Raw genomic sequence first — 19,925 nt, 5'->3', positions numbered from 1 at the left:
CCGCGTCGCTTTGGGGCGACATGCATCAGTTGGGAAACTCCAATCCCATCTCGCGATAGCGCTCGGGGTCGTCGCCCCAGTTCTCGCGCACCTTGACGAACAGGAAAAGATGCACCTTCTGCTCGAGGATCTCGGCGATCTCGGCGCGCGCGGCCTGGCCGATGGCGCGGATCGTCTCGCCCTTGTGGCCAAGCACGATCTTCTTCTGGCTCTCGCGCTCGACATAGATGACCTGCTCGATGCGCACCGAGCCGTCCTTCTTCTCCTCCCACTTCTCGGTCTCGATATGCGAGGAATAGGGAAGCTCCTGATGGAGCCTCAGATAAAGCTTTTCGCGCGTGATCTCGGCCGCGAGCTGGCGCATCGGCAGATCGGAGATCTGGTCTTCCGGATAGTACCAGGGACCGGCTGGAAGGGTCTCGGCAAGATAATCGAGCAGGTCCTTGCAGCCGGAGCCGGTGAGCGCCGAGACCATGAAGGTGCGCTTGAACGGCACTCTTTCGTTCGCTGCCGCGGCCAAAGCAAGCAGCGTCTCCGGCTTGACCCGGTCGACCTTGTTGAGGACGAGCAGCATCGGCTGCTTGACGTCCTTCAGCCGGTCGAGGATCGCGTCGGCGTCGCCTTTGATGCCGCGTTCGGCATCGATCAGCAGCACCACGACATCGGCATCCTTGGCGCCGCCCCAGGCGGTGGTGACCATGGCCGTGTCCAGCCGCCGCCTCGGCTTGAAGATGCCGGGCGTGTCGACGAAGACGATCTGCGCGTTGTCATGCGTGGCGATGCCGCGCACGATGGCTCGCGTGGTCTGCACTTTGTGGGTGACGATCGACACTTTCGCGCCGACCAGCTGATTGACCAGCGTCGACTTGCCGGCATTGGGCGCGCCAATCAGGGCGACGAAGCCTGAGCGCGTAGGAGGCGTTTCGGAGGTTTCGGTGGCGGTCATGCAGCGCTCCATACGCCTTCGCGCAGCAGCAACGCGGCCGCCGCCGCCTGCTCCGCTTCCCGCTTGGAACGGCCGCTGCCGATCGCCGGCGCGAAAGAGCCGACCTTGACGCTGACGGTGAACAGCGGGTCGTGGTCGGGCCCTTCGCGAGCATCCACCCGGTAGGCCGGCACCGCGCCCGACGCCGCCTGGTGCGCCCACTCCTGCAGCTCGGTCTTGGCGTCGCGGCGGGCAGCACCGATCGCCTGCGAGCGCGGCTGCCAGTAGCGATGGATAAACGCGCGGGCAGTCTCAAGGCCACCATCCAGATAAAGCACGGCGATCAGCGACTCCAGCGCGTCGGCACGCAGATTGGTTCGCTTGCGGCCTTCGAGATTGCGCACGTCGGAGCCGGCGCGGATCAGCTCCGGCAGGCCGATCTCCTCGGCGATCTCGGAGAGCGCCTCGGCATTGACCAGCGCGTTGAGGCGAAGCGACAGCTCGCCCTCGGCGGCATCCGGAAAGGCAGCGAGCAGCATGTCGGCCACGACCAGGCCGAGAACGCGGTCGCCCAAAAATTCGAAGCGTTCGTAGTCGACGCCGGCATGCGTCGAACGCGCGCTGGCATGGGTCAGCGCGCGCTGCAGACGCTGGCGGTCGGCGAAGGCGTGGCCGGTGCGCTCGACAAGCGCTTCGGCAAGGGCATCGGCGGTCAAACGCTTGGTCGCCGCCATGACCTTAGTGGACGAGATGGAACAGGCGGCCGGCACGCATCAGCGACGGCCACTTCCAGATTTCCAACGGGCTTGCGCCGTCGGCGATCGAGAAGAAGATGACGTTGGCGCGGCCGACGAGGTTCACGGCCGGCACGAAACCGACGGTGAAGCGGCTGTCGGAGGAATTGTCGCGATTGTCGCCCATCATGAAATAGTGGCCGGGCGGCACGTCGAACTCGCGCGTGTTGTCGCCGATCGAATTGGGCGTCAGATCGAGCGTGTGATAAGTGACGCCGTTGGGCAGCGTCTCGCGATAGACGTCGACGGGACGGTCGACCTCGGTGATGTCGGGATTGTCGATCTGGCCGACCTTTTCGCGCGGCACGGCGGTGCCGTTGATGAAGAGCTGGCCGTCCTTGACCTGGATCTTGTCGCCGGGCAGGCCGACGACGCGCTTGATGTAGTCGACGGACGGATCCGGCGGGAACTTGAACACCACCACGTCGCCGCGCTTGGGCTCAGAGCCCCAGATGCGGCCGGAGAAAATATTGGGGCCGAAGGGCAGCGAGTAGCGCGAATAGCCATAGGCCCATTTGGTGACGAACAGATAGTCGCCTTCGAGCAGCGTCGGCCGCATCGAGCCGGAGGGGATGGAGAAGGGCTGGAACAGCAGCGTGCGGATGACAAGCGCGAGCAGCAGAGCCTGGATGATGACGGAAAAGGTTTCCCCAAGCCCGCCGGATTTCTTCTGCGATTTTTCAGCCACGCTCATGTCGTCCTCGATTGTGCGTTGGTTGGTATAGAGTCTCGGCGCGCGCTGGGCAACGTCATGCCGCCCGTGGTCAGATGGAATCAATGTGGCGCTTGTTCGGCGGGCACTGCCTCGATGATCACAAAGGCTTGAGCAAGTGGAAAATCGTCGGTGATGGTGAGGTGGATCAGCGCATGGTGGCCCTTGGGCAGGATTTTTTCCAGCCTGGCGGCAGCGCCGCCGGTGAGCGCCATGGTGGGCGCTCCGCTGGGCAGGTTGACCACGCCCATGTCGCGCCAGAAGACGCCCTCGGCCATGCCGGTGCCAAGCGCCTTGGCGCAGGCCTCCTTGGCGGCGAAGCGCTTGGCGTAGGAAGCGGCACGGGCCGCGCGCTTCTCCGACTTGGCCTGCTCGACCTCGGTGTAGATACGCTGGATAAAGCGCTGGCCGTGCCGTTCCAGGGACTTCTCGATACGTCTGATGTCGATCAGGTCACTGCCGATGCCGATGATCATTCCGCGGGAACTTCCCGTCCGCCCTGCCGGGCCTTCCTGGCTCGCTCGGTCATTCGCCGCTGCCGTTGCGCGCGAAAAGCGGTCATGCCCCACCGCGTGACACCATAGAAGACGAGCCCAAAGACCAAGCCGAGGGGCACCGCGCCGAGAAGCATCGGCTCCAGGATCGGGTGCCACAGCTTGGCGAAGGAAAGCGTGTGCATCATTTCCCCGAGATGCTCCGGCGGCCCATGCCTGGGCAGATGTTCATGCAGGATGAGCTTGCCAGTCTCCCAGGACGCGCCCCAGAGCAGCGGGAAGGACAGCGGATTGCCGAAGAACACCGCACCGAGGGCTGCCGCCACCAGATTGCCGGCGATCACCCAGCAGAGCACGGCGGCGATGATGAAGTGGAAGCCCAGCGGGAAGAAGGAGGCGAAAACGCCTGCCGCGACTCCGGCGGCCACCGAATGGGGCGTCGCTTTCAGCCGCAGAATGCGCTTGGAGAAATACTGAACGGAGCGCGAGAACGAGCGGCGCGGCCATAGGTAAGTACGCACCCGCTCCAGGAGGCCATCAGGCTCTCGGCGTCGAAAAAGCACTCTGTTTCGGTTCCTGGTCCAACACACGCTTCCCTGCCAGCCGGGTCGCGCCAACATTATCTTGCGCTTCACCGGCGCAGGAAGGCAACAAAACTTTGCTATAGCGGCGATTGCCAGACCACGGAACAGCGAAACGTCGCCGCGATGGTCTGCCGCAGGCTCTTACATGAGCGCCATTCTGGCGAAACTGAGGAAGACTGGGCAAAGCATGTTTGGCCATTCGTCCTTGCGCGACCGCGGCGCCGAGGTATCGGACGCGGTCAGCCTGGGCTTTTCAGCTAAGTTCGATATTCGCTGACCTCGACCAGGTTGTCGTCGGGATCCCGGAAATAGACCGACATCATCCTGCCGCGAGCACCGGTGCGCTCGACAGGTCCGACTTCGACCGCCACACCGTTGGCTTCGAGGCTGGCGCGGATGTCGGCAAGAGGCACCGCAGCAATGAGGCAGAAATCGCCGGAGCCCGGCGTCGGCGCCTTCGCCTTCGGCTCAAAGGTGCGAGCGACCTCGTGCAGATTGATCTTCTGCGATCCGAACAGAAGCGCGGTCGGCCGGCTCGGCTCGTCCAGCCGCCCCATGCCCAGCACGCGCTGATAGAAGTCGCAAGTCGCTTCGACAGACCGGACCGTCAGGACGAAATGATCGATGCCGGCTATCATGGGGCCTCTGCGCGCTTCGCTGGCAAAGAGATTCAACCGGCACCCTCAGGTGCTTGTTTTCATTCATCGCCAGGTCAGATATTTCGGCTTCCCGGCTTAACGGCAGGGATGGCGGCAAGTTCCGGCGGCAGGCGGTCGGGCGGGTAGGCCGGCACCTCATATTCGGCGAGCGCAATCAGCGGCACGCCGACATCGGTCTTGCCGGCCGAGCGGTCGATGATGCAGGCGGCCGCCACCACCTCGGCGCCGAGCTGGCGCAGGCAGTCGATGGTCTCGCGAATCGAGAGACCCGTGGTGACGATGTCCTCGACAATGACGACGCGCGATCCCTTTGCGATCTCGAAGCGACGCAGTCGGAACTCGCCCCCTTCCCGCTCGACCCAGACCGCCGGCGCGCCGAGATGGCGCGAGGTCTCGTAGGCCGGGATCAGGCCGCCGATCGCCGGGCCGACGACATAGTCGATCCTGCCCGGCACCGCCTCACGAATCTTCTCGGCCAGCGCCTTGCACAGGCGCTCGGTCTTGTCGGCATGCATGAAGACGCGCGCCTTCTGCAGGAAGATCGGGCTGCGCAGTCCGGACGTCAGGATGAAGTGCCCCTCGAAAACCGCGCCGGCCTCGCGGAAAATGCCCAGCACTTCATCGGTGTTCATTGTTCGCTCCATGCTCTTGGCGAGTGGTGAGTAATGAGTAGTGAATAGAATAGCGATGAGTGAATGGTGAATGGTAGTGATAGGCAACCTAATTCACTATTCACTATTTACTATTCACCCATTCACACGCCGTGCGTCGCTGACGCTCGAATTATCCTTGAGCTGCGACAGCAGCCGGTTGAGGTGCTTCAGGTCCCAAACCTCGAGGTCGATCAGCATCTCGGTGAAATCGGGCGCGGTGCGCACCATCGACAGCGTGTGGATGTTGGCATCGTTAGACGCGACGACCTGCGCGATGTCGGCGAGCGAGCCCGGCGCATTGATGGCTGTGACCGAGATGCGGGCCGGGAAGCGCTCCTTGGTGCGCTCGTCGATGTCCCAGCGCACATCGATCCAGCGCTCGGGCTGGTCGTCGAAAGCCTGCAGGGCCGGCGACTGGATAGGATAAATGGTGATACCGGTTCCTGGCTGAATGATGCCGACGATGCGGTCGCCGGGCACCGCCCCTTCCGGCGCGAAGCGCACCGGCAGGTCGCCGCGCACGCCGCGGATGGGCACCGCACCGTCGCGCTGCTGGTCCTTGCCCTTGCGCGCGGCGCGGCCGGGCATCTGGAACAGCATGCCCGCGGCGTTGCGGATCTTGGACCAGCCTTCCTCGCGCTGCTTGGGCGCCGCGACCGTGACGCGCTCGTCCTTGTAGTCGGGGAAGACTGCTTTCATGACATCGGTCGAGGCAAGCTCGCCGCGGCCGACAGAGGCCAGCACGTCCTCTATATCCTTGCGCGCCAGGCGATGCAGAACCGGCTTCAGGCTTTCCTTGGTGAAGTTCTTGCCGGCGCGCTCGAAGGCGCGTTCGAGGATGCGGGCGCCGAGCCCGGAATATTGCTTGCGGATGGCATTCTTGGTGGCGCGGCGGATGGCGGCGCGCGCCTTGCCGGTGACGACGACCGATTCCCAGGCTGCCGGCGGCACCTGCGCCTTGGAGCGGATGATCTCGACCTCGTCGCCGTTCTTCAACTCCGTCATCAGCGGCATGATGCGGCCGTTGACCTTGGCGCCGACACAGGTGTCGCCGACATCGGTGTGGACGGCATAGGCGAAGTCGATGGGGGTGGCGCCGCGCGGCAGGGCGATCAGCATGCCCTTGGGCGTGAAGCAGAACACCTGGTCCTGGAACAGCTCGAGCTTGGTGTTTTCCAGGAAATCCTCGGGATTGTCGCCCTCGGCCAGTTGCTCGATGGTGCGGCGCAGCCAGGCATAGGCGTTGGTCTCCTTGGAGATCGCGTGCGCTGCGCCGTTCGGCTTGCCGCCGCTGTCCTTGTAGATCGAATGCGCGGCGACGCCGTATTCGGCGATCTTGTTCATCTCGCGGGTGCGGATCTGCAATTCGACGCGCTGGCGCGACGGGCCGACAATGGTGGTGTGGATCGAGCGGTAGTCGTTCTGCTTCGGCGTCGAGATGTAATCCTTGAAGCGGCCAGGCACCATCGACCAGGTGGTGTGGATGGCGCCAAGCGCGCGGTAGCAGTCCTCGACGGTGTCGACGACCACACGGAAGCCGAAGATGTCGGAGAGCTGCTCGAAGGAGAGCGCCTTGGCCTCCATCTTGCGGAACACCGACCACGGCTTTTTCTGCCGGCTCTTGACGCCGGCTTTGATCGCGTGTTTTTCGAACAGGCCGGACAGCGCCTTCTCGATCTCGTCCAGCACCCCCTTGTTGCGCTCGAAGATCTCGGCGAGCCGCGCGGTGACGGCGCGATAGGCTTCCGGATTGATGTAGCGGAAGGCGATCTCCTCAAGTTCCTCGCGCATGCCTTGCATGCCCATGCGGCCGGCGAGCGGCGCATAGATGTCCATCGTCTCCTCGGCGATGCGCAGGCGCTTGGACTCGGGCATATGGTCGAGCGTGCGCATGTTGTGCAGGCGATCGGCGAGCTTGACCAGCAGAACGCGAATATCCTCGGAGATCGCCAGCAGCAGCTTGCGCAGGTTCTCCGCCTGCTCGGCCTTCTTGGAGACGAGGTCGAGCTTCTTCAGCTTGGTCAGTCCCTCGACCAGCTTGCCCATCTCGGGGCCGAACAATTCATCGATCTCGGCCCTAGTGGCGGTCGTGTCCTCGATCGTGTCGTGCAGCAGGGCAACGGCGATGGTCGCCTCATCCATATGCATCTCGGTGAGGATGGCCGCCACTTCCAGCGGATGCGAGAAATAGGGATCGCCCGAGGCGCGCTTCTGGTGGCCATGCTTTTGCATGGCGTAGACATAGGCCTTGTTGAGCAGCGCCTCGTTGACGTCAGGCTTGTAGCGCTGCACGCGCTCGACAAGCTCATACTGACGCATCATGGGCGAAATCTCGCGGTGATGAAATGATTGATGCGCCGCACCGGCGTGCGACGCATCCCATAGATAGCCACGAAACTGACGATACGGAAGTCCCGGATGCTTGATCCAGGCCCGTGTCCAAGAGCTTAGTAGTCGTCGCTCTTTTCCGGCGGCACCAGACCCTCGATGCCGGCGAGCAGGTCTTCCTCGCTCATGCGGTCGAAGGCGATGTTCTCTTCGGCATCGTCGGTGTCGGCACCAGCGGTGGCAGCGCCGGTCTGGTCGGCGATGGCCTCGCCCTCGGCCTCCGGCTCGTCGACCTCCACATGCTTCTGCAGCGAGTGGATCAGGTCTTCCTTGAGGTCGTCCGGCGACAGCGTCTCGTCGGCGATCTCGCGCAGCGCAATGACCGGATTCTTGTCATTGTCGCGAGGAACGGTGATCTGCGCGCCCTGGCTGATCTGGCGGGCACGGTGGCCGGCGAGCAGCACGAGCTCGAAACGGTTGTCGACCTTGTCGATGCAATCTTCAACGGTTACGCGGGCCATGGACTGCCCCTTTCATGCGTGGATTTGATGGAAAACTGGCGGGCTCCATAACAAGGACGCCGCCGAAATACAAGCTTTATGGCGGGCACCGCCGAAGCACGAGCCCCTGCCCGGCTCAATATCGGACTTCGCCTTGCTTACCTGGTGCCGATCACAATTGCTTGCAATGCGCGCCCTGCCCTTGGATATCCATAAATCTGGCGTTATCTCGAAAGGGGCGGGAAGAGGGACTATTATCGGGCCTACCCGTCACGTCCTTTTAGACGACAGAAATTTTTGAAAAGGGATATTTTTCAATGTTCGATCCCCGTGAAAAGATCGCTCTTTTCATCGACGGCGCCAACCTCTACGCCACCTCGCGGGCGCTGGGCTTCGACATAGACTACCGCAAGCTTCTGTCGAGCTTTCAGAAACGCGGCTACCTGCTCAGGGCCTATTACTACACCGCGCTGGTCGAGGATCAGGAATATTCCTCGATCCGGCCGCTGATCGACTGGCTGGACTATAACGGCTTCAAGGTGGTGACCAAGCCAGCCAAGGAGTTCACCGACTCGACCGGCCGGCGCAAGATCAAGGGCAACATGGACATCGAGCTCACCGTCGATGCGCTGGAGCTTGCCGATGTCGTCGACCACTATGTCATCTTCTCCGGCGACGGCGACTTCCGCACGCTGGTCGAGGCGCTGCAGCGGCGTGGCCGCAAGGTGTCGATCATCTCGACCATGGCCTCGCAGCCGCCGATGATCTCCGACGACTTGCGCCGCCAGGCCGACCACTTCATCGACCTCATGACGCTGAAGAATGAAGTCGGCCGCGATCCATCGGAACGGCCGGTCCGCCGGCCTGAGCCTGCTGAAGCCGACGAGGACGATTATTGAGCGCGGCAGCCTTGAGCGCCGCGCCCTCCCCCGAGCCTGACCGCGATTGTCCGCTTTGCCCGCGGCTGCACGACTTCATCGCCGCCTGGCGCCAGCGCGAGCCGGGCTGGTTCAATGCACCGGTGCCGACCTTCCTGCCGCCGGAGGGCGAGGACTCGGTCAGGCTCCTCATCGTCGGGCTGGCGCCCGGCCTGCGCGGCGCCAACCGCACCGGGCGTCCCTTCACCGGCGACTATGCCGGCGACCTGCTCTACGCAACTTTGATCGCCCAAGGGTTGGCGCGCGGGGAATTCAAGGCCAGGCCCGATGACGGGCTGGAGCTCGTCGGCACCGCGATCACCAATGCGGTGCGATGCGTGCCGCCGGAAAACAAGCCGGTGGGCGCCGAGATCGCCACCTGCCGCACCTTCCTCAAACCGACGATCGCGCGCTTTGCCAACCTGCGGGCCATCCTGACGCTGGGCTCGATCGCGCATCAATCGACGGTGCGGGCGCTGGGCGGGCGAGTCGCCACCCTTCCGTTCCGCCACGGCGGACGCCAGCAGGCCGGCGGCATCACGCTGTTCTCCAGCTATCACTGCTCGCGCTACAACACCAACACCGGTGTCCTGACGGAAGCGATGTTCGTCGATGTCTTCAAGGAGATAGCAGCCTTCCTGAAGAGCTAGGGTCCGGCGCCGCGGCAAACAACTCCGACAGCCTCGCCGGCCCGCCCTTCAGCACATTCAGGTCCACGTCGCCGTCGATGCCGTCGACACGGCCTGTGTCGAGATATTGCCAATAGACCCAGTCGTCGTCGTTCAGCGGCCCCCGCACAGAGCGCAGCCAGCGCTGGCGAACCGCGATATGAGCGGCATAGGTCGGTGCCGTCTCATCGGTAATATAGAGAATGGCCGGCTTGCCGTAAGCCGCCTCGACCGGGCCAAGGAATGCCAGCAGTTGAGCATTCAGCTCGGCGGGCGAAGGGCGTCGCGGACAATTGCCGTGGAACTCGATGTCGACTACCGGCGGCAAGAGCTGCTCGCCGCGCGGCACGACCGAGATGAAATTCCTGGCCTGGTCGGCACCCGGGCGGCAGAAGGTGAAGAAATGATAGGCGCCGACAGCGAGGCCAGCCGCGCGGGCCTGGCGCAAATTCTCGGCAAAGGCATCATCGACATAGTCACCACCTTCCGTCGCCTTGATGATGGCGAAGACGACATCGTCGGCCGCGACGCGCGGCCAGTCGATCCTGCCCTGGTGATGCGAAACATCGATGCCCCTTATGGGGAATTCGCTGCGATCCGGCGGGAAAGCACGGGGTCGGAAAAAGCCCTCTGCCCATGTGGCAAGCGCCAGAACCACGAAAGCCAAGGCCAGGGCAATCAAGCCGTTCCTCAAGCCTTGGCTCGCTGCTCGCCTTGCCCGCATATCGACGGTGGCTCTATCCGCGCTCCTTAAGGAGCCGTCCCTTCTCGCGCGACCAGTCGCGCTGCTTTTCGGTCTCGCGCTTGTCGTGCAGCTTCTTGCCGCGGGCGATGGCGAGCAGGAGCTTGGCGCGGCCTCGATCGTTGAAATAGATTTTCAGCGGCACCAGCGTCATGCCTTCGCGCTCCACGCTCTGGGCAAGCTTGGCCATCTCGCGCTTGCTGACGAGCAGCTTACGGCGCCGGCGCGGCTCATGGTTGAAGCGGTTGGCCTGCAGATATTCCGGCAGATAGGAATTGATCAGCCAGATCTCGCCGCCTTCGGCGGAGGCATAGCTTTCCTGGATGTTCGCCTGGCCCTGGCGCAGCGACTTGACCTCGGTGCCGGTCAGCACCAAGCCGGTCTCGATCGTGTCGAGCACCTCGTAGGAAAAGCGCGCCTTGCGGTTTTCGGCGACCGTCCTGTTGTTGGGGTCGGCTTTCTTGACTTGATTCATAATGCGGAGAGGTGGCGCCTCATCCCTAATTAATCAAGCCGGCGTGCTTCAGCGCCGCGTCGAGCTTCTCGGCGGTCGAAGCTTCGACCGTCACCAGCGGCGAGCGGACCACGTTCTCGACCTTGCCCAGCTTCGACAGGGCGTATTTGGCGCCGGATACGCCGGGCTCCACGAAAATTGCTTTATGCAGCGGCAGGAGACGATCCTGCAGTTCTAGCGCCTTGGCGCTGTCGCCGGAGAGCGTGGCTTCCTGGAACTCGGCGCAAAGGCGCGGCGCGACATTCGACGTCACCGAGATGCAGCCGACGCCGCCATGCGCATTGAAGCCGAGCGCGGACGCATCCTCACCGGAAAGCTGGATGAAATCCTTGCCGCAGGTCATGCGCTGTTCCGAGACGCGCTCGACCTTGCCGGTCGCATCCTTGACGCCGGCGATGTTCTTGAAGTCGTGGCGCAGCCTGCCCATCGTCTCCGGGGTCATGTCGATCACCGAGCGCGGTGGGATGTTGTAGATGATGATCGGCAGCTTGGTTGCCCTGGCAACGGCTGCGAAATGCTCGTAGAGGCCGCGCTGGGTCGGCTTGTTGTAATAAGGCGTGACGACCAGGGCTGCATCGGCGCCGGCCTTTTCGGCATACTGCACCAGGCCGACGGCTTCCTCGGTGTTGTTGGAGCCGGCACCGGCCACAACTGGAACCCTGCCCCTGGCGACCTCGATGCAGACCTTGACGACATTGCGGTGCTCGTCATGCGACAACGTCGGCGACTCGCCGGTGGTGCCGACGGGCACGAGGCCCTTGGTGCCCTCGGCGATCTGCCATTCGACAAACGCGCGAAAGGCTTTCTCGTCGAAACGCCCGCTCTTTTCAAACGGTGTCACGAGCGCAGTCATGGAGCCTCTCAGCATATTGTCCAAACTCCTTGGGACTTTGTTGGTCCAAGCATGTCGTTCTCCCAAAGCCGGGTGCCCACTTTGGGCGACATGCATCAGCGTTTTGTCGATGCGTAAATTCCCGCGCCTTCTAATCGAAAGCGAAGCCGCGCACCATAGTCTCGACACGGTTCAGCGGCAAGCATTGCTGTAGTGCCAGCAAGCGTAATTCGAACGGCCTCGATAACCTTTTGTTTACGAGCCTTTCACGACCTAAGTTTAGGCTCCGGGTCGGCCTCGAAGGCCCTGCCTGCTGACAATGTGCCGGGGTGGAACAATGCCGACAAGTCGGCCTCATCTGTTCGCGCTTTTGAGCGCGGCCGTCGCGCTGATACCGGGTATGGCGATCGGCGGCAGCGTCGACGTGCGCGTGACGGCGGCGATTGCCGCGCCGGGCTCGCCGTCGGCCGCGGACCAGGCGCAGCAGCTTCAGCCTCCGTCCAGCATCGGGCAATTGAAGAGCGGACTCGACGCGCTCGCGGTGAACAACATCGCCGCGGCGCGCAATGCCCGCGACACGTTGCCCTCCACTTCGCTCGACCGGCACATTCTGGCCTGGGCGATCGCGCTGTATGGCGGCGACCAGGTGCCGAGCGGCGAAATCGCCGATGCCGCCAAGATGCTGCCTGGATGGCCGGGCACGATCGCGCTGCGCAGGAACAGCGAGCGCGCGCTCTATCGCGAGAACCCGCCGCCGCAAGTGGTGGTGCGGGCCTTCGGCCGCAGCCAGCCGCTGACGCCGGAAGGCGTGATCATCCTTGCCCGCTCGCAGGTGGCGCTGGGCGATCAAGCGGCGGCGCGCGCGGTGCTGGTGCCCTTCTGGCGCACGGAGAAGCTGGATGCCCAGGACGAAACTTCCATCATCAAGGAATTCGGCACGCTGATCCCTGCGGCCGATCATCGCTATCGCATGGAGCGCATGTTCTATGCCGACCGGCCGTCCTCGGCGCTGCGCGTCGCCGGCATTGCCGGCGCCCAGCAACTGGCGGATGCCTGGGTGGCGGTCGATAAAGGCGAAAAAAACGCGGCGAAACTGTTGAAGGCGGTGCCGGCGGCGCAGCGTTCGGCCGGCTATTTCTTCGCCGAGGCAGAATATCTGCGCAAGCAGCAAAAACTTGCCGATGCCGCGGCAGTCGTGATGAAGGCGCCGACCAATCGCGACGCGCTGGTCGATCCCGATGCCTGGTGGGTGGAGCGGCGCGTTCTTTCGCGCGAGCTGGTCGATCAGGGCGACATAAAGACCGCCTACAAGATTGCCTCCATGCATGCGGCCGAAAGCGCGGCCAGCGCCGCGGAAGCCGAGTTCCATGCCGGCTGGTATGCATTGCGCGGTCTCAACGACCCGGCAGCAGCCGCCTCGCATTTTTCACGCATCGCCGAGCTCGCCCAGGGACCGGTGTCGCTGTCGCGCGCCTATTACTGGCTTGGCCGCGCCGCGGAAGTCGGCGGCCCGGGCAGCGCCAAGGACTATTTCACCCGGGCCGCCAGCTACGGCACCACCTTCTACGGCCAGCTTGCCGGCGAGCGTGTGGGCCTCAGAACCTTGAGCATCGTCCATCCCACGCCCAGCGCGGCCGACCGCCAAAGCTTCGAGGGCCGCGAGGCGGTGAAAGCGATCAAGCGGCTGCAGGAGGCAGGGTATGACCGCTATGCCGAGACGCTCTACCGCGACCTCGCGGGGCAGCTGACCAGCCCCGGCGAGCTTGCGCTGCTGGCGGGGCTTGCCGAAAAACAGGGCAACCATTTCATGGCGCTGAAGGTCGGCAAGATCGCCGCCCAGCGCGGCATCGATGTGGGTGCGCTTTCGCATCCGTTGGGTGTCATTCCCGATTCGGCCGATATCTCCGGCTCCGGCAAGGCGCTGGCCTATGCCATCGCCCGCCAGGAGAGCGAGTTCAATGTCGCGGCGATTTCCAGCGCGGGCGCGCGCGGCCTCTTGCAGTTGATGCCGGGTACCGCCAAGCAACTGGCGAAGAAGGCCGGCATGACCTTCTCGCAAACGCGGCTGACGACCGATGCCGGTTACAACGCGACGCTGGGGTCAGCTTTTCTCGGCGAGCAGCTCGACCGCTTCAACGGCTCCTATGTGCTGACCTTCGCGGGGTACAATGCCGGCCCAAACCGCGCCGCCCAGTGGGTGGCGAAATACGGTGATCCGCGCGGCAAGGACGTGGACGCCGTCGTCGACTGGGTCGAGCGGATCCCCTACACGGAAACAAGAAGTTACGTGCAGCGCGTGATGGAGAATTATGAAGTCTACAAGATGCGTATTTCCGGCAAATACGACATCGTCGGGGATCTGGTGAACGGGCGGAATTGATCGCCGAGGGGCGTATGCAAGCCTCAGGTTGGCGATCCTTCGCGCCCCCTCTGTCCTGCCGGACAGCCTCCGCACTTGGAGATTGGCAGTTTCGCTGCCGGCTCGTTCATGCCGCTTTGGCGATGGGTAAAAGCTTAGATGACAGTCAATCCCCTTGCGGGGAGATGTCCGACAGAACAGAGGAGATGCTGTCCCGCCAGCGTGGCAAAGTTGTGTAGCGTGCCTTCCCATCATTTGACCGCGGCCGCCCCCGCCTGTAGCTGTCGGTCACCTCAGCGAGGAGCAGCAACCGGGTGGCGTACGACGGTTTCTCCGACTTCTTCTATGCCGCACCCGATGGGCTGAAACTGCATGCACGGATTTATGGCGAGGCGAACGGTGGCTGGCCGGTCGTTTGTCTGCCCGGCCTCACCCGCAATGCGCGCGACTTCCATGAGATCGCGCTTTACCTCTCCAGCAAGGCGAAGACGCGGCGCAAGGTCGTCGCTTTCGACTATCGCGGCCGTGGCCGATCCGACTACGATCCCGATATCAGCCACTATAATGTCGGGGTCGAAGCCGGCGACGTGCTCGCTGGTTTGTTGGCGCTGGGTATCGAAGAGGCTGGCTTCATCGGCACCTCGCGCGGCGGACTGATCATCCATGTGCTCGGCGCGCTGAAGCCGGCTGCGTTGAAAGCCATTGTCCTCAACGATATTGGCCCGGTGATCGAGGCGGAAGGTCTGGCCCATATCCGCTCATATCTCGATCGCGCGCCGAGGCCGAAGACATTCGCCGAGGCGGTCGACATGCAGCGGCGCGTGCATGGTGCCGGCTTCCCTGCGCTCACCGATGCCGACTGGGCGCGTATGGTTGGCGCCATCTGCCGCGACACGGATGCCGGGCTGGTGCCCGATTTCGATCCTGCCCTGGTCGAGACCCTGGCCAAAGTCGACTTCAGCAAGCCACTGCCAGATCTGTGGCCACAGTTCAACGCGCTTGCCGCCGTGCCGTTGCTCGCCATACGCGGCGGCAATTCGACGCTTCTCTCCACCGCGACGCTCGAGGAGATGGCAGAGCGTCATCCCGGCATGGAGACCATCACGGTCGAAGGCCAGGGACACGCGCCCTTCCTGGAAACCGGCAACCTGCCGAAGAAGATTGCGGATTTCCTCGATCGCGCCGAAGCCAAGTCCACGCAAAGTAAAGCCCGAGACTAACTCCGCCCCTGGCTTGTTTTTGATATAGATTCCCGGCGCGTGGCGTGCCGCCTATTTGCCCTTCGAGCTCTTGCGGCCTGCCTTCGCCGGCTCCGAGCCGCTCTCCTTGCGGGCGGCTTTGGCGGATGAAGGCGTGGTCAACGGGGACGCAAACACCGAGTTCTCCGCCGGGCGCGGCGCCTCTTCGGCGCGCGGCTTCTCGAGCACGACGACGCAGCCATCGAGGTCGTTGGTGGCGAGGTGCGCGTAACGCATGGTCATCGACAGCGTCTGGTGACCGAGCCACATCTGCACGCGCCGGATGTCGATGCCGCCCTGGACGAGTCGCGAAGCGCAAGTGTGGCGCAGGATATGCGGCACCACCTGCTCATCGGCGCCAAGACCGACTTCGGCCTTCGCCTCGTTCCAGATGGCGCGGTACTGCGCCTGGGTGAGCTTGGTGAACGGACCCTTTGGCCGGCGGCCTTCGGTGGTCGGCGGCAGCTTGATCACCTCCTTGACCCGTTCGGTCATCGGGATGGTGCGGCTGCGGCCCGACTTTGTGATCCAGAAGCTGACGCGGTGTTCCTGGATGTCGTTCCAGATCAGGCCGAGCGCCTCGCCGAGACGGCAGCCGGTGTCGACCAGGAAGACGGAAAGTCTGTAAGCATCTTCGCTGCGGCTCTTGATGGCGGCGAACAGCCTTGTCTCTTCGTCCCTTTCGAGGAAACGAATCCGTCCCGCCCGCTCCTTCTGGCGGCGGAACTCGGGCAGGCTGTGGATATCTCCCATCTTATGAGCCTTGCGCAGCAGCTTGCTGAGTGCAGCCATCTTGCGATTGATGGTTGCGTTGCTGTTCCCGCGCTGGCGCAAGGTACCGATAAGATTGTCCAGGGTGTTCTGGTCAAAGGTGCTGAAACGCTCTCCCAGAAGGATCTCGTCTATTTCACCAATGAATGAGCTGACATTGTATTTATGCCGCCCATCATCCCAGAGTATATCCCGGTATGCTGTAAAGAGCTCACTGACCCTGTACGATTTTACTTCCCGGATCTTGTTATAGGTGTACCTAAACTTCGAATTCTGAGAAGAAAATACCGCAAAATGACCAGAGGGCTCCCCCTCTTGAATCGCTTCATTCGACATTTTTAGCCACACCCCCTGTGGTTAAGGGACCAGCCCTAACCGCTCGGGAGCATCCTTTCAAGAGTTTTCGAGTCTGGCCTCCGACCCCATCCGCCACGGCGGATCCCACAAAGTCGCTCTACAGACCCGATCAGCTTACCGTTTTCACCCCCATCCTTTCGTTGCGTTGATCCATCGCGAAAGCAAAACGGCCCGGGCGTAGATATGCCCGGGCCGGATTCCAGTTGTAGCAGTCCAGCCCTTAGAAGGAGCGCTGGAAGCGGAGGATACCACCGACGCTGTTCTCCTTGTCAGCGCCGGTCCAGTTGGATTCCGGGAAGCTGCCGGCATGGACGTAGTCGACTTCGGCCGTGACCGTGAGGCCAGGAACCACGTCATAGGCAATGTTAGCAGCAACGCCCACGTTCTTGTCTTCGTCAGCCGACACCTGGAGGTTGAACGAGGTCTTCTCGTTGAACTTGTAGGTGCCGCCGCCCCAGACTGCCCAGTTGCCGCCCCAGAGCTTGTAGAAGCCGCGGCCATTACCACGGATGAACCAGCTGTCGTCGCTGAGGTTGTCGTCGGTGCCGTAGCCGGCCATGATGAACAGCGACAGAGCGTCGGTGGCGTTCACGTCCAAGCGGACCTTGCCGGCGACTTCTTCATAGTTGCTGTCGTAAGCGATGACGCCGGTGATGGCACCCCAACCCTGCGTCCACTTCACGCCACCAACGACATGCGGGACGTAGCTATCGATTGTGAAGGGACCGTAGCCTTCTTCGAGCGAGACCACCGCCGAGAAGCCGTTGCCGGCGTCGAAGTAGTACTGCACGACATTGGTGTCGAAACCACCGTATGGGACCAGCGTATCCTGGATGACGTTGCCGGCATAGCCGATGAACGTGTCGAAGGCCGATTCGTCCTTACCGACACGGAGACCACCGAGCTGGATCCACGCGAAGTTCAGCGAGACGCCCTTGTTGAAAGCGCCAGCGCCGGCGACACCGTGATAGAGGCCGTCAGCGGGGTCATAATAAGCAGTAGCGAGACCGCTCGACCGGGTGTTGCCGAAGTTGAAGCGGGTCTCGGTGTAGGTCTTCAAAGTGCCGAGCTCGGTTTCCTGGCCGGTCCAGGTCTTCAGCGTGAAGCGGGCTTGCTTGGCCCAGGTGTCCTGAGTGTCGCCATCCTCGTGATCGGTCGCCTGAGCGCCGTCGAATGAGCCGATATCACCAGCGCCGATGTCATAACGGACATAGCCGCCGATGCGCAGGCAGGTCTCGGTGCCGGGGATGTAGAAGTAGCCCGAACCGTACACGTCGCAGATCTTGACGTATTCAGCCGGTTCCGGCTCGGCGACGGTCACCGCGTCGGCGGCGCGAGCACCGGAAACTGCGATCAGGGCCGCAGCTGAGCCGAGAAGAAGGCTCTTGATGTTCATTTTCTGACCTCCAGTCAAAAGTTAAAAAACGGGTCTGGGTATTTTTTGCTGAAGGACAGCGTTCCCTGCCCCATCCCCACTTACCGAAAAAGATGCGCACCGCGCCGCTCCTTCGAACGTGACCTTTACCCAGGCGGCGGCGGCGTTCAACCATGATCGTATCGGCAGAAGCCCAGTCCGGACGCTATCCCCGAACGTTGTTGCACAAATGACACGATTTGGCCTCACTCCGAAAGTTCTCATTAACCATTAAGGCCTTGCGGCCGGTCGAATCCGGCGATGAGCGGCCGAAATTGCGGCGCCAGCGTGCGAGTCGCCGGGCAGGGAATCGCCATGGAATCGCCGCATGGGAACACTCATCCTGCTGCCCCGCGCGGAATTTTCAGTGATTACGGCGCGGGAATGTTGATTGTGCCGATGCTTTTCTTTATCCAGCGGCGCGACGGAGAGGTGGCCGAGTGGTCGAAGGCGCTCCCCTGCTAAGGGAGTAGAGGTCAAAAGCTTCTCGTGGGTTCGAATCCCATCCTCTCCGCCATCCTGCTTCGCGCTGCGCGCTTCGCAGGACAAGCCCTACAGTCTCGTGCGAAGCAGGATGGCGGAGAGGATGCCCTCCGAAGCCTTGGCGAAGGAGGGCCGGTCCGTGTGGTGCGTATACCTGATTGAGAGCGAGGCTTTCGTAGGCGAGCGTTATTTCGGCATAACATCGGCGACGAATTGCTGAGCATAACGCCGGAAAGTCCAGTCACACTTCCAAATTTCTCCCGTGGCGAATCGTGACCTACATGGCCTTTTCAAGCCGAGCAAAGGCGACTTCGTTCGAGCGCTATCTCAAATCGGGATCCGGGCACGCGTTCGCCAGCAAACGTCTGTGGTAGCGGCCACTCGGAAAAAAATACAACAATAACAAAGCACTGACACCGGTGACAGTCGAGTGAAATCGACGCTGTCCGTTCGATTCTGACTGGAGGTCAGAAAATGAACATCAAGAGCCTTCTTCTCGGCTCAGCTGCGGCCCTGATCGCAGTTTCCGGTGCTCGCGCCGCCGACGCGGTGACCGTCGCCGAGCCGGAACCGGCTGAATACGTCAAGATCTGCGACGTGTACGGCGCCGGCTACTTCTATATCCCCGGCACCGAGACCTGCCTGCGCATCGGCGGCTATGTCCGCTACGACGCCGCTGGTGGCGACATCGGCTCGTTCGACGGCGCCCGCACGAGCGATGTCGTAACCGGCAAGGACCAGGGCACATGGTTCAAAAACACCCGCTTCACGCTCAAGACCTGGACCGGCCAGGAAACCGAGCTCGGCACGTTGAAGACCTACACCGAAATGCGCATGAATTTCGGCAACCGCAACGGGGACTTTGAGTACAACGAAGCCGGCAACAAGACCTTCGACCTGCACTTCGCCTGGGTTCAGCTCGGTGGACTGCGCGTCGGTCTCGACGAATCGGCTTTCGACACCTTCGTCGGTTACGCCGGCAACGTCATCAACGACACGCTGGTCCCCTACGGCGGCTTCCAGACCAATGAAATCCAGTACTACTTCGATGCCGGCAACGGCTTCTCGGCGGTGGTCTCGCTGGAAGAGGGTTCGGGTCGATATGATGGGGCCATTGGCACGATCGACAGCTATGTTCCGCATGTCGTCGGCGGCGTGAAGTACACGCAGGGCTGGGGCGACATCGTCGGTGTCGTTGCCTACGACAGCAACTACGAAAACGTATCCGGCAAGGTTCGCCTGGATGTGAACGTGACCAATGAACTGTCGCTGTTCGGCATGTTCGGTTACGGCAGCGACGGCAAGCTTGGCGATGTTGGACTCGCTCGCTCCTTCTACAAGCCGTGGGGCGGCCACTGGGGCTTCTGGGCCGGCGGCACTTACAAGTTCAGCGACAAGGCCTCCTTCAACCTCCAGGTGTCGGGCGATCAGTTCAAGAACTACGGTATTGCAGCTAACGTTGCCTACACCGTCGTTCCCGGACTCACTATCACGCCCGAAGTTGACTTCCTCCACAATGGCAGGTTCGGCGATCTGGACAATTCCAACTGGACCGGTGCCACCAAGAAGAACAGCGTCGGCGGTATCATCCGTTTCCAGCGCGATTTCTAAGATCTCCACAGGGTCGCAACGGAACCCGGCGGGCAGCCGCCGGGTTTTCTGTTGTCGACGCTGCAGAAGGAGTGCCATCGTCGCGCCAGATCGCTCTCTCGTTCCACAGTGCCGGCAGGCTGATCGGGGCAAGAGCGATGCTTTCAGATTGGAGTGCGACTCCCAACGAAACAAAGTCCAGCGGGAACCCGTTTCGACACGCCCCCTCTAGCAATCACAGGTTGGTGGCGGCGCTGCCCTGATTGCCCTGCCAGGCAGCATTTCCCGTCTCGTGACAGGAAAAAGCCGATTTGTCGGTGCTGCAGAACAGGCTTTTCGTTTTATATTTTTGATTTTGCGTGTGTCCTTGTCCCGAAACCGACGCCACTTT

At 62.5% G+C, this 19,925-nt stretch carries 21 protein-coding genes, 1 tRNA gene and 1 pseudogene; 8 read left to right on the top strand and 15 right to left on the bottom strand.

Annotated features, from left to right (window positions below; genetic code table 11):
- Positions 1–25 precede the first annotated feature (25 nt).
- From era to A9K66_RS06060, 5 genes are all read right to left on the bottom strand, one after another.
- Complete coding sequence (gene era, locus A9K66_RS06080; RefSeq protein WP_197504240.1) at positions 26–958, bottom strand: GTPase Era; 933 nt, start codon at positions 956–958, stop codon at positions 26–28.
- Positions 943–1,659, bottom strand: coding sequence for a ribonuclease III (rnc, locus tag A9K66_RS06075; RefSeq protein ID WP_066997455.1), 717 nt, complete (start codon positions 1,657–1,659; stop codon positions 943–945). The genes era and rnc overlap by 16 nt, the downstream gene beginning before the upstream one ends.
- Positions 1,660–1,663: 4 nt before the next feature.
- Entirely contained in the window at positions 1,664–2,413 is a 750-nt protein-coding gene (gene lepB / locus A9K66_RS06070; RefSeq protein ID WP_067321107.1) for a signal peptidase I, read from the bottom strand.
- A gap of 80 nt (positions 2,414–2,493) precedes the next feature.
- Positions 2,494–2,907 (bottom strand): holo-ACP synthase, encoded by a 414-nt coding sequence (acpS, locus tag A9K66_RS06065; protein WP_067321104.1) that lies wholly within the window; start codon positions 2,905–2,907, stop codon positions 2,494–2,496.
- The gene (locus A9K66_RS06060; RefSeq protein ID WP_067321101.1) at positions 2,904–3,488 is read right to left on the bottom strand and encodes a DUF2062 domain-containing protein; all 585 of its coding nucleotides are present in this window, start codon (positions 3,486–3,488) and stop codon (positions 2,904–2,906) included. Before A9K66_RS06060 ends, acpS begins: the two co-directional genes overlap by 4 nt.
- Positions 3,489–3,654: 166 nt before the next feature.
- Here A9K66_RS06060 and A9K66_RS31430 point away from each other — a divergent pair, with 166 nt between their 5' ends.
- Entirely contained in the window at positions 3,655–3,786 is a 132-nt protein-coding gene (locus A9K66_RS31430) for a hypothetical protein (RefSeq protein WP_259979799.1), read from the top strand.
- Here the strand turns inward: A9K66_RS31430 and A9K66_RS06055 are convergent.
- From A9K66_RS06055 to rpoZ, 4 genes are all read right to left on the bottom strand, one after another.
- Positions 3,767–4,147: a VOC family protein gene (locus tag A9K66_RS06055; RefSeq protein ID WP_066997467.1), complete on the bottom strand. Its 381-nt coding sequence runs from the start codon at positions 4,145–4,147 to the stop codon at positions 3,767–3,769. The two genes, A9K66_RS31430 and A9K66_RS06055, sit on opposite strands and share 20 nt — an antisense overlap.
- A gap of 74 nt (positions 4,148–4,221) precedes the next feature.
- A complete protein-coding gene (pyrE, locus tag A9K66_RS06050) occupies positions 4,222–4,800 on the bottom strand; it encodes an orotate phosphoribosyltransferase (RefSeq protein WP_067321097.1) in 579 nt (192 codons plus the stop codon).
- A gap of 114 nt (positions 4,801–4,914) precedes the next feature.
- Positions 4,915–7,143 carry a bifunctional (p)ppGpp synthetase/guanosine-3',5'-bis(diphosphate) 3'-pyrophosphohydrolase gene (locus A9K66_RS06045; RefSeq protein WP_066997471.1) on the bottom strand — a complete coding sequence of 743 codons (2,229 nt, stop codon included), beginning with the start codon at positions 7,141–7,143 and terminating at the stop codon, positions 4,915–4,917.
- Between the two features lie 125 nt (positions 7,144–7,268).
- A complete protein-coding gene (rpoZ, locus tag A9K66_RS06040; protein ID WP_067321093.1) occupies positions 7,269–7,670 on the bottom strand; it encodes a DNA-directed RNA polymerase subunit omega in 402 nt (133 codons plus the stop codon).
- Positions 7,671–7,966: 296 nt separating this feature from the next.
- On the opposite strand from rpoZ, the gene A9K66_RS06035 reads away from it, so the two are divergent.
- Entirely contained in the window at positions 7,967–8,548 is a 582-nt protein-coding gene (locus tag A9K66_RS06035) for an NYN domain-containing protein (protein ID WP_066997475.1), read from the top strand.
- A complete protein-coding gene (locus tag A9K66_RS06030) occupies positions 8,545–9,216 on the top strand; it encodes a uracil-DNA glycosylase (RefSeq protein WP_164747319.1) in 672 nt (223 codons plus the stop codon). The genes A9K66_RS06035 and A9K66_RS06030 overlap by 4 nt, the downstream gene beginning before the upstream one ends.
- On the opposite strand, the gene A9K66_RS06025 is transcribed toward A9K66_RS06030, so the two are convergent.
- Genes A9K66_RS06025 through dapA form a run of 3 tightly spaced genes read right to left on the bottom strand, consistent with a single transcriptional unit; the run spans position 9,185 to position 11,358 of the window.
- Entirely contained in the window at positions 9,185–9,928 is a 744-nt protein-coding gene (locus A9K66_RS06025) for a GH25 family lysozyme (RefSeq protein ID WP_067321090.1), read from the bottom strand. The two genes, A9K66_RS06030 and A9K66_RS06025, sit on opposite strands and share 32 nt — an antisense overlap.
- Positions 9,929–9,971: 43 nt before the next feature.
- Complete coding sequence (gene smpB / locus A9K66_RS06020) at positions 9,972–10,451, bottom strand: SsrA-binding protein SmpB (RefSeq protein WP_067321086.1); 480 nt, start codon at positions 10,449–10,451, stop codon at positions 9,972–9,974.
- 25 nt (positions 10,452–10,476) lie between these two features.
- On the bottom strand, positions 10,477–11,358 hold the full coding sequence (gene dapA, locus A9K66_RS06015) for a 4-hydroxy-tetrahydrodipicolinate synthase (RefSeq protein WP_067321083.1): 882 nt from the start codon (positions 11,356–11,358) through the stop codon (positions 10,477–10,479).
- 301 nt (positions 11,359–11,659) lie between these two features.
- On the opposite strand from dapA, the gene A9K66_RS06010 reads away from it, so the two are divergent.
- Together A9K66_RS06010 and A9K66_RS06005 are read left to right on the top strand one after the other, a co-directional pair.
- Entirely contained in the window at positions 11,660–13,702 is a 2,043-nt protein-coding gene (locus A9K66_RS06010; RefSeq protein WP_067321080.1) for a lytic transglycosylase domain-containing protein, read from the top strand.
- A gap of 293 nt (positions 13,703–13,995) precedes the next feature.
- Positions 13,996–14,901: an alpha/beta hydrolase gene (locus A9K66_RS06005; protein ID WP_067321077.1), complete on the top strand. Its 906-nt coding sequence runs from the start codon at positions 13,996–13,998 to the stop codon at positions 14,899–14,901.
- Between the two features lie 51 nt (positions 14,902–14,952).
- On the opposite strand, the gene A9K66_RS06000 is transcribed toward A9K66_RS06005, so the two are convergent.
- A complete protein-coding gene (locus A9K66_RS06000) occupies positions 14,953–16,026 on the bottom strand; it encodes a site-specific integrase (RefSeq protein WP_067321074.1) in 1,074 nt (357 codons plus the stop codon).
- 241 nt (positions 16,027–16,267) lie between these two features.
- Positions 16,268–17,443, bottom strand: a complete 1,176-nt coding sequence (locus A9K66_RS05995) for a porin (protein ID WP_067321071.1) — start codon at positions 17,441–17,443, stop codon at positions 16,268–16,270.
- A 444-nt stretch (positions 17,444–17,887) separates the two neighbouring features.
- On the opposite strand from A9K66_RS05995, the gene A9K66_RS05990 reads away from it, so the two are divergent.
- The 3 genes and pseudogenes from A9K66_RS05990 (at position 17,888) to A9K66_RS05985 (ending at position 19,555) form a co-directional block, all read left to right on the top strand.
- A tRNA-Ser gene (locus tag A9K66_RS05990) sits at positions 17,888–17,978 on the top strand.
- Positions 17,979–18,083: 105 nt separating this feature from the next.
- Positions 18,084–18,318: pseudogene (locus A9K66_RS30085) on the top strand (GIY-YIG nuclease family protein).
- Positions 18,319–18,418: 100 nt separating this feature from the next.
- Complete coding sequence (locus A9K66_RS05985) at positions 18,419–19,555, top strand: porin (RefSeq protein WP_067321068.1); 1,137 nt, start codon at positions 18,419–18,421, stop codon at positions 19,553–19,555.
- Positions 19,556–19,769: 214 nt separating this feature from the next.
- On the opposite strand, the gene A9K66_RS30080 is transcribed toward A9K66_RS05985, so the two are convergent.
- On the bottom strand, positions 19,770–19,922 hold the full coding sequence (locus tag A9K66_RS30080; RefSeq protein WP_156751020.1) for a hypothetical protein: 153 nt from the start codon (positions 19,920–19,922) through the stop codon (positions 19,770–19,772).
- Positions 19,923–19,925 lie beyond the last annotated feature (3 nt).

This window comes from Mesorhizobium sp. AA23 (assembly GCF_001672435.1).
GTDB lineage: Bacteria > Pseudomonadota > Alphaproteobacteria > Rhizobiales > Rhizobiaceae > Mesorhizobium.
Note: the sequence above shows the minus strand (reverse complement) of the source record. Positions and strands in the feature narration are given on the sequence as shown.